The 5,307-nt window shown below is 67.7% G+C and carries 8 protein-coding genes; 3 read left to right on the forward strand and 5 right to left on the reverse strand.

Annotated features, from left to right (window positions below):
- Positions 1-676, reverse strand: a 676-nt coding sequence (locus ACFWF3_RS22990; protein ID WP_379315219.1) for a type 1 glutamine amidotransferase domain-containing protein, incomplete at its 3' end; no start/stop codon positions are given.
- A gap of 77 nt (positions 677-753) precedes the next feature.
- Here ACFWF3_RS22990 and ACFWF3_RS22995 point away from each other — a divergent pair.
- From ACFWF3_RS22995 to ACFWF3_RS23005, 3 genes are all read left to right on the forward strand, one after another.
- Positions 754-1,671, forward strand: a complete 918-nt coding sequence (locus ACFWF3_RS22995) for a LysR family transcriptional regulator (protein WP_379315220.1) — start codon at positions 754-756, stop codon at positions 1,669-1,671.
- Positions 1,672-1,749: 78 nt separating this feature from the next.
- Positions 1,750-2,031, forward strand: coding sequence for an ArsR/SmtB family transcription factor (locus ACFWF3_RS23000; protein ID WP_378992324.1), 282 nt, complete (start codon positions 1,750-1,752; stop codon positions 2,029-2,031).
- Positions 2,031-2,423, forward strand: coding sequence for a VOC family protein (locus tag ACFWF3_RS23005; RefSeq protein WP_378992404.1), 393 nt, complete (start codon positions 2,031-2,033; stop codon positions 2,421-2,423). The genes ACFWF3_RS23000 and ACFWF3_RS23005 overlap by 1 nt, the downstream gene beginning before the upstream one ends.
- Here the strand turns inward: ACFWF3_RS23005 and yaaA are convergent.
- The 4 genes from yaaA to ehuC all read right to left on the reverse strand — a co-directional run.
- Positions 2,413-3,159, reverse strand: a complete 747-nt coding sequence (yaaA, locus tag ACFWF3_RS23010) for a peroxide stress protein YaaA (RefSeq protein WP_379315221.1) — start codon at positions 3,157-3,159, stop codon at positions 2,413-2,415. The genes ACFWF3_RS23005 and yaaA overlap by 11 nt on opposite strands.
- A gap of 114 nt (positions 3,160-3,273) precedes the next feature.
- Positions 3,274-4,029, reverse strand: a complete 756-nt coding sequence (gene ehuA / locus ACFWF3_RS23015) for an ectoine/hydroxyectoine ABC transporter ATP-binding protein EhuA (RefSeq protein WP_379315222.1) — start codon at positions 4,027-4,029, stop codon at positions 3,274-3,276.
- Between the two features lie 4 nt (positions 4,030-4,033).
- Entirely contained in the window at positions 4,034-4,681 is a 648-nt protein-coding gene (ehuD, locus tag ACFWF3_RS23020; protein WP_378992328.1) for an ectoine/hydroxyectoine ABC transporter permease subunit EhuD, read from the reverse strand.
- A partial coding sequence (gene ehuC, locus ACFWF3_RS23025) for an ectoine/hydroxyectoine ABC transporter permease subunit EhuC (protein WP_379315223.1) occupies positions 4,678-5,307 on the reverse strand: 630 nt, incomplete at its 5' end. The genes ehuD and ehuC, both read right to left, overlap by 4 nt.

Raw genomic sequence — 5,307 nt, forward strand, 5'->3', positions numbered from 1 at the left:
GCATTTCGGCGGCCAGCGGGCCCGCGGACGCGGGGTTCTGGCCGGTGTAGAGATTGCGGTCCACCTCGATGTGCGGGGCCCACGGGTCGCCTTCGCGGTAGTCGGCACCGAGTGCGACCAGGCGATCCTGGAGCAGCCACTTCGCCTTGTCGGCGAAGCCCGCCTGGGTTTCCTCGGCATTGCTGAACGCGGTGAGGCGGTAGCCCGCGAAGGGGGAGTTGCCCGATTCGGCGGTGGCGAGTAGCGCGGCGGGGGCGTGGCAGACGATGCCGAGCGGTTTGCCGGAGGCAAGGGCGTTGACGAGCAGGGTGCCCGAGACCGGGTCGACGGCGAGATCTTGCATCGGGCCGTGTCCGCCGGGATAGAAGACGGCGTCGTAGTCGGCGAGGTCGACCTTGTCGAGAGCGAGCGGATTCCGCAATGCGTCGGCGCCGGACAGGATTTCGGCGACCGCCGCCGCACCGTCGGCGCCACCGTTGACCTCGGGGGCCAGGCTGGCCTGGTCGACGGTCGCGACAACGCCGTCCGGGGTCGCCACGGTAACGGTGTGGCCCGCGGCGGTGAAGGCCGCATAGGGCGCCGTGAATTCCTCGGCCCAGTAGCCGGTGGGATGTTCGGTGCCGTCGGCCAGTGTCCAATGATCAGTGCCGGTGAGAACGAACAGGATGTGTGCCATGGGAACAACGCTAGGGTTGATGGCATCTCCTGACCAATAGGATTGCCTATATGAGACATAGGTCAGCCGATGGATCGATGGATCTGGTGCAGCTGCGGACCTTCCTTGCCGTGTTCCGCACCGGCTCGCTCACCGCGGGCGCCGCCCAGGTCGGGCTGTCCCAGCCGACCGTGACCACGCAGATCCAGGCGCTCGAACGGCACCTCGGCAGGCCGCTGTTCGAACGCCTGCCGCGCGGGGTGACGCCGACCGCCGCCGGTCACGAGCTCGCGGCACGGGTGGGCGGTCCACTCGAGGAGCTGGAGGCGGTCGTCAGCGGTGCGGCGACCGCCCGGGCGGCCCCGCCCGAGCCGCCGGTGCTGCTCGGTGGACCGGCGGAGATGCTGGCCGCCAAGATCGTGCCCGCGTTGTCGCCGTTGGTCGCCGACGGTGTGCGGCTCACGGTCAGTACCGGCCTGACCGACGAGTTGCTCGCTCGATTGCATTCGGGGGCGCTGGACCTGGTCTTCGCCACCACCCGCCCACGCGGTCGGACCGTGCTGGCGGAACCGCTCGTCGACGAGGAATTCCTGCTCGTCGCAGCCCCGTCGATCGCCGACCGGATCGACGCCGACCGTCTGCGGGCCGAGGGCCCGATCGCGCTCGACGGCATCCCGCTCGTCAGCTACGCCGCCGATCTGCCGATCCTGCGTCGCTACTGGCGCCATGTCTTCGAGACCCGCCTGGAAACCGAGCCCGCCCTGATCGTCGGCGATCTGCGCGCGGTACTGGCCGCTGTCACCTCGGGGGCGGGGATCAGCGTGCTTCCGCACTACCTGTGCGGCCGGGAACTGGCCGACGGAACGCTGGTCACGCTGCTCGATCCCGCCGACCCGCCGATCAACACCGGCTTCCTGGCCCGCCGGATCGGCGCACCGTCGCGACCACACGTCGACGTGGTTCGCGCCCGGTTGGTGGAGGCGGCGCGAGGTTGGCGGGCGGGGTGTGGCGCTTGACAGGCAAGCGAGCACTTGCGCTTGACAGGCAAGCGCACACTTGCCTATGGTTCGAGGGGAGTGAACGGAGCGTGCAGAGTGACCGATATCTTCACCGCGTTGGCGGATTCGACACGACGCGCGCTGCTCGACGAACTGGCTGATCGCGACGGGCAAACCCTGTTCGAATTGTGCGCCCGCCTCGTGAACAAGCACGGCATCAGCTCGTCACGTCAGGCGATCACCCAGCACCTGGGCGTGCTCGAGGAAGTCGGTCTCGTCCATACCCGCCGGCAAGGCCGATACAAGTTCCATCACGCCGATTTCACGCCGCTACAGGCGATTTCGGTGCGTTGGCCCATCCCTCAGGAGGACACATGATCCGCATCGGAGTGACCAGCGTTTTCGTCGACGACCAGGCCAAGGCCGAGGCCTTCTACACGGACGTGCTCGGCTTCCAGGTCAAAGACAAGGTCTCGCTCGGCGAATTCGACTGGCTCACCCTCGTCTCACCCGCCGATGTCGACGGCATCCAGTTGTTGCTCGAGCCCGACCAGCATCCGGCCGCCAAGGCCTACAAAACGGCACTGAGCGCCGAAGGTATCCCCGTCATCGTCTTCACCGTCGACGATCTCGACGCCGAATACCGCCGGCTGCTCGACCGCGATGTCTTCTTCACGCAGGCCCCCGCCCCGATGGGCGCGTTCGCCACCGCGGTGTTCGACGACACCTGCGGCAACCTCATCCAGCTGATGGCGCCCGTCACCGAGTGATGATCAGAAGTTCGGTGGGGGAGGCGATTTCGGCGCGCAGGCCTGCCTTGGTGGCTACCCGGGTAACGGCGCGGATGTCGGTGGGGTCGGCGCGGGTGAGGACCAGCGCGCGGGCGAGCAGACCCTTGTGATGTTTGTTGAAGTGGCTGACCACCGTGCGTGAGCCGTCCGGGTGCTCGGTGAGCACATTGGCGGTGATGGCGCCGGGGACTCGGCCGAGTTGCTGGTAGGTACCCGACCGCAGGTCGATGACGAGCTCGCCCGCGGCCTCCGCGTAGAGAGCGTCGGGCAGCACGTCGCGCCAGAGGGCCGAAAGTGTCGGCAGCCCTGGCAGTTTGGTGCCGCCGGAGAGGCGGTAGGCGGGGATGGGGTCGGCCGCGCGAACCGCGCCGAACAGGGCCGATCCGATCCCCAGGCGGGCGAATGCCTTGGCCCGCTGCACCGTGGTGAACGACTTCGCGTCCAGGGCGTCGTAGAGGACCCCGGTGTAGCGCTCGAGGGCGGGGCGGGTCGCCGACGTGCGCAGGCTCGCGTTGCGGGCGATCTCCGCGTCGGCGCCTTTACCCAGACCGAGCACCGCGGCCGAGGCAGCGGGGTCGGCCGCCAGCTGGACGACCTCGGTGATCAACTTGTCGCGAATCGCGCTGAGCTGCGGCATCGCGAGATCGGCGAGTTCCAGCGGCACGCCCGATCCGCCGTCGGACTTGGTTTCGGAGGGAGGCAGCAGCACCAGCACGATCGACAACGGTAATCGTCGCCGCAACCACCACCGCGCCCCGCCCCGCCGCGGACCGGTCGTCCGGCGGTCAGCGGCCTCGCTGGACCCGCGCCGATCCGCTGTCCGCGTGGTTCAGCGCACGGCTTCGAGGAACTTGCGCGTGCGCTCGTTGGTCGGTGCTTCGAAGATCTGCTCCGGCGGGCCCTGTTCGACGATGCGGCCGGAGTCGAACATCAGGACCCGATCCGAGACCTCGCGCGCGAAACGCATCTCGTGGGTGACGATCAGCATGGTGATGTCGGTGGTTTCGGCGATGGTGCGCAGCACGTCGAGGACGTCGCCGACCAGTTCCGGATCCAAGGCCGACGTCACCTCGTCGAGCAGCATGACCTTCGGATCCATCGCGCAGCACCGGGCGATCGCGACCCGCTGTTGCTGCCCGCCCGACAGCTGCGAGGGATGCGCGCCGGCCTTGTCCGACAGGCCGACGACGTCGAGCAGATGGCGAGCACGTTCGCGCGCTTCGTCTTTCGACTTGCCGAGCACATGGATCGGCGCCTCGGTGATGTTCTCCAGCACCGTCATGTTCGGGAACAGGTTGAACTGCTGGAACACCATGCCGATCTTGGTCCGCACCGCGCGCAGGTGTTTCTCCTTGGCGGGCACCAGCTTTCCGCCGCGCTCGGTGTGGGTGAGTGGTTCACCGTCGACCCAGATCACGCCGTCGCTGATCGTCTCCAGGGTCATCAGCAGCCGCAGAATGGTGGTCTTGCCCGACCCCGACGGCCCGATCAGGGTGACCTTCTCCCCGCGGCGCACGCTGAAATCGAGGTGATCGAGCACGGTGAGGTCGCCGAAGCGTTTGACCACCTGATCGAATCGGATCATCTCGTCAGTAGTAGGCAAGTCGCTTCTCCAGTCTTCTGATCAGCACAGACGTCGGGTAGCTGGCGACGAGGAAGAACACCCCGGCCATCGTGATCGACTCCAGGTACGCGAAATTGCGTGCCCCGAATTGCTGTGCGGCGGTCACCAATTCGACGACCGAGATGGCGAACAGGAACGGTGTGTCCTTGAACATCGAGACGGCGTTGGTGCCGAGCGCGGGCAGGCTCGCCCGGATCGCCTGCGGCAGCACCACCGCGCCCCAGGTGCGGGCAGGCGGCAACGACAGGGCGCGCGCTGCCTCCCACTGTCCCTTCGGCACCGCCTCGATCCCGGCCCGGTACACCTCGGCCAGGTAACTCGAATAGTGGATGCCCAGCACCACGATGCCGATCTGCAACGCCGAGAACTGCGTGAACAGTGTGTAGGCGAACAGCAGCTGCACGACCAGCGGGGTGAGCCGGACGAACTCGCTCACCGCGTGCACCGGCGCGGCGATCGGGCGCGGCATCGTGCGACGGATGATCGCGATCGCCAGCCCGAGCACCGCGGCCAGGGCGAAGCCGAGCACCGTGGCCAGCAGTGTGATCTGGAAGCCGTCCCACAGCACCGGCAGCGCCTCGCGGGCGCGCTCCCAACTCCATTCGGCTCTCATGGCGCCACCTTCGTGTCGTCGGGCGCCAGGCTGAGGACCTCCTTGAGCGACGCGCCGCGACCCAGCTTGGTCTTGGCGCGGGTTTCGAGCAGGTTCATGCCCAGGGTGAGCAGGTAGCCGAGGACGAAGTAGATGACCAGGCCGACACCGAAGGAGAACAGCGTGTCGCTGGTGGTCTTGCGCAGGTCACCGATCTCGTAGGTCAGGTCGTGCAGGGTGATGTAGGACGCCACTGCGGTGCCTTTGAGCAGGTGGACCAGCAGATTGGTCAGCGAGGGCAGCATCAGCGCCCATGCTTGCGGGAACAGCACCCTGCGCATCCGCTGCCACGGACTGAAGTTCAGCGCGACCGCCGCCTCGAACTGCGCGCGCGGCACCGCGTTGAGCGCGCCGCGCACCACCTCGGCGCCGTAGGCGCCGTAGTTGAGGCCGAGCGCCAGGATGCCGCAGAACAGCGGGTCGAGCTTGTAGCCGAGCAACGGCAGTACATAGAACAGCCAGAAGATCTGCACCAGCAGTGAGGTGCCGCGGAAGAATTCGATCATGACCCTGGCACTGCCGCGTGCCGCGAGATTGCGCACGCGGGCGGTGGTGCCGAGGGCGAGGGCGAGGGCGAACGCGAGCAG

It is taken from the genome of Nocardia sp. NPDC060220 (assembly GCF_042727815.1).
In the GTDB taxonomy this organism is placed as follows: Bacteria; Actinomycetota; Actinomycetes; order Mycobacteriales; family Mycobacteriaceae; genus Nocardia.